This window comes from Mycobacterium sp., from assembly GCF_049673265.1.
In the GTDB taxonomy this organism is placed as follows: domain Bacteria; phylum Actinomycetota; class Actinomycetes; order Mycobacteriales; family Mycobacteriaceae; genus Mycobacterium.
Genome location: NZ_JBATXN010000030.1, coordinates 1 through 2,700 on the forward strand (window position 1 = coordinate 1; position 2,700 = coordinate 2,700).

The following is a 2,700-nucleotide window of genomic DNA, read 5'->3' on the forward strand; positions in this document are numbered from 1 at the left end:
GACTCTTATCTGACATCAGTTCAACGACAGTTCAACCGGGAGTTGACTTTTGGGAAAACGTACCCATGGGTATGCCCCAGTGACACGATCTGCCCAGGAGTGACCATGACCAGCCAACCATCACGTATACGGCGCCGGGTCTTGAACTCGGCGCTGACCGCTCTCGTAATTTCGGTGTCAGTCTGCGGCGTGGCGAACGCGACCGGGCCGCTGCCCCAGGTGACTTATCAGCTCAGTGGCACTGCGCCTGTGGCGGACTACATTTCGTTTCAGACACCCACCGGCCAGACTCAGCAGCCGAACGTGCCGTTGCCGTGGACGACGAAGTTCACCTCGTTCGGCTATGGGGAGTATCTCGTCAGCGCGCAGAGCCCCGGCTCGGTGACGTGCACGATCCTGGTCGACGGCAAGGTGGTCAGCCAGGCGACCGCGAACGGGGGGCCTGCCCGCACCGTCTGCTGGCACTGACGCTTAGACCGCGGGTCTGCGTGGTTTCGGCGGTGGATACACGATGCGGGCGATGCTCGCCGACAGCCAACCGATCGCCCAGCCGCCGAAGAACACCACAAACGTATGCCGGGTGGCGTCGCCCGCGAACGTCCATACCGAGGCCAGGATGACGGCCCACACGATGGCGCAGGCGATGCTGTAACCGATGTAAGTACCAGAATATTTGCGCAACAAGCGAATTCGTTCAATCAAGCCCGATCGGACCAGTGACATCCGGACCCGCCGCGGAAGCTTGTCTTTGCCGTAGGTGTCGTCCAGCATGGCGATCAACTCCTCGCCGTATCGGCGGCGCCAAGTGCCGGGGTACCAGCGTAGGACGGAGCTGACGTCGCGGGGATTCACTGGGCCCACCCTGGGTTTGGCGCGGGCAACGCAATCCCTAGCCGGCGGGCCCCCTCGATCGCAATTGCTCCCAGGCTGCGTACCGCGGTAGTCAGCTCGGCCCGTCCCGCCGCGGTCAACCGATACGGGCGTCTCCGCTCGTCTTTGCCTGCCGGTTCAATCAGTCCGTGCTCTTCCAGTGCGGTGATCGCGCCGTAGAGCGTTCCGGGTCCCAACGTCACGCCGGCGAATCGCTCGATATCGCGTGCCAGCGCGTAGCCGTGCTTGGCGCCCGAGGCCAGACTGGTCATTATCAGTACGCCCGGATCATTTCTTCTGGCCGGCCTTCGGGCCGGTCGGGGGCCGCGTGCCATGCCTGCCAACTTTAGTACGTCCAACGTAATACGCCAACCGTAGTATTAGGCTCGCGCCCATAGTCCCTCTAAAGCCCGCTCAACGACGAGGACGGTCGACATGGGCATTGCGACTCGCGTCAACGGCACGGCGCCCCCCGAGGTTCCGTTCGCCGAGATTGATTTAGGCACCTGGGACTTCTGGGGACTCGACGACGATCTGCGCGACGGCGCCTTTTCCACGCTGCGCCGCGAAGCGCCGATCTCGTTCTGGCCGGAGCCCGTCACGGAGGGGTTCGACGAAGGCGCCGGGCATTGGGCGCTGACCAGACTCGACGACGTGTTCTACGCCAGCCGTCATCCCGAGGTTTTCAGCTCGAGTCCCAACATCACGATCAACGACCAGCCGCCGGAGGTCGCCGAGTTCTTCGGTTCGATGATCGTGCTCGACGATCCACGGCACCAGCGGTTGAGGTCGATCGTCAGCAGGGCGTTCACCCCTAAAGTGGTGGCCCGGATCGAGGCGTCTGTGCGCGGACGGGCGCACCGGCTGGTCACGTCGATGATCGCCGCTCATCCCGACGGCAAGGGCGAGGCGGTGAGCGAGCTGGCCGGGCCGCTGCCGTTGCAGGTCATCTGCGACATGATGGGGATCCCCGAGGACGACCATCAACGGATCTTCCACTGGACCAACGTGATACTCGGCTTCGGCGACCCTGACCTGGCAACCGATTTCGAGGAGTTCACGCAGGTGTCGCTGGAGATCGGCGGCTACGCGAATGCGCTGGCCGAAGATCGCCGCAGCAATCCTCATGACGACCTGACCACCAGCCTGGTGCATGCGGAGGTGGATGGCGAGCGGTTGACCTCGGCCGAGATTGCATCGTTTTTCATCCTGCTCGCGGTCGCCGGCAACGAGACGACGCGCAACGCGATCAGCCACGGCCTGCTCGCATTGACGCGTTATCCCGAGCAACGGCAGACATGGTGGACCGACTTCGACGGCGTATCGCACGCGGCGGTGGAAGAGATTGTGCGGTGGGCGTCGCCGGTGATCTACATGCGACGCACGCTCACCCGCGACTTCGAACTGAGTGGCACCAAGATTGCCGCCGGCGAGAAAGCGACGCTGTGGTATTGCTCGGCCAATCGCGACGAATCGAAGTTCGCCGACCCGTGGAGGTTCGACGTCACCCGTGACCCCAATCCGCACGTCGGCTTCGGTGGCGGCGGCGCCCATTTCTGCCTGGGCGCCAACCTGGCTCGCCGCGAGATCCGGGTCATGTTCGAGGAATTGCACCGCGAGATACCCGACGTCGTCGCCACCGAAGAGCCCGCCCGGCTGCTGTCGCCGTTCATCCACGGCATCAAGACCCTGCCGATCGCCTGGACGCCGCCAGGCTGATTCCGGCCCGTTGCGCAATGTCAGGACCTTATAGTCGAACCCGTGCAGACTCCGAAGACCGTGGCAGTCGGTGTCGCGCTCGCCGCGGCAGCGATAGCCCTTGCGCCGACT

At 64.1% G+C, this 2,700-nt stretch carries 4 protein-coding genes; 2 read left to right on the plus strand and 2 right to left on the minus strand.

Annotated elements, in window-relative coordinates; genetic code table 11:
• Positions 1-105: 105 nt before the first annotated feature.
• Positions 106-468: an MmpS family transport accessory protein gene (locus WBF82_RS00910; protein ID WP_424381227.1), complete on the plus strand. Its 363-nt coding sequence runs from the start codon at positions 106-108 to the stop codon at positions 466-468.
• 3 nt (positions 469-471) lie between these two features.
• Here WBF82_RS00910 and WBF82_RS00915 read toward each other — a convergent pair whose 3' ends face one another.
• Both WBF82_RS00915 and WBF82_RS00920 read right to left on the minus strand, forming a co-directional pair.
• Entirely contained in the window at positions 472-852 is a 381-nt protein-coding gene (locus tag WBF82_RS00915) for a hypothetical protein (protein ID WP_424381228.1), read from the minus strand.
• The gene (locus WBF82_RS00920; protein WP_424381229.1) at positions 849-1,142 is read right to left on the minus strand and encodes a PadR family transcriptional regulator; all 294 of its coding nucleotides are present in this window, start codon (positions 1,140-1,142) and stop codon (positions 849-851) included. The genes WBF82_RS00915 and WBF82_RS00920 overlap by 4 nt, the downstream gene beginning before the upstream one ends.
• A gap of 163 nt (positions 1,143-1,305) precedes the next feature.
• On the opposite strand from WBF82_RS00920, the gene WBF82_RS00925 reads away from it, so the two are divergent.
• Complete coding sequence (locus WBF82_RS00925; protein ID WP_424381230.1) at positions 1,306-2,589, plus strand: cytochrome P450; 1,284 nt, start codon at positions 1,306-1,308, stop codon at positions 2,587-2,589.
• Positions 2,590-2,700: the final 111 nt, after the last annotated feature.

Bases quoted from the DNA above. Each gene is read 5' to 3' on its own strand.
- WBF82_RS00910 (WP_424381227.1), top strand. From the start codon at position 106: ATGACCAGCCAACCATCACGTATACGGCGCCGGGTCTTGAACTCGGCG.
- WBF82_RS00920 (WP_424381229.1), bottom strand. From the start codon at position 1,142: ATGACCAGTCTGGCCTCGGGCGCCAAGCACGGCTACGCGCTGGCACGC.
- WBF82_RS00925 (WP_424381230.1), top strand. From the start codon at position 1,306: ATGGGCATTGCGACTCGCGTCAACGGCACGGCGCCCCCCGAGGTTCCG.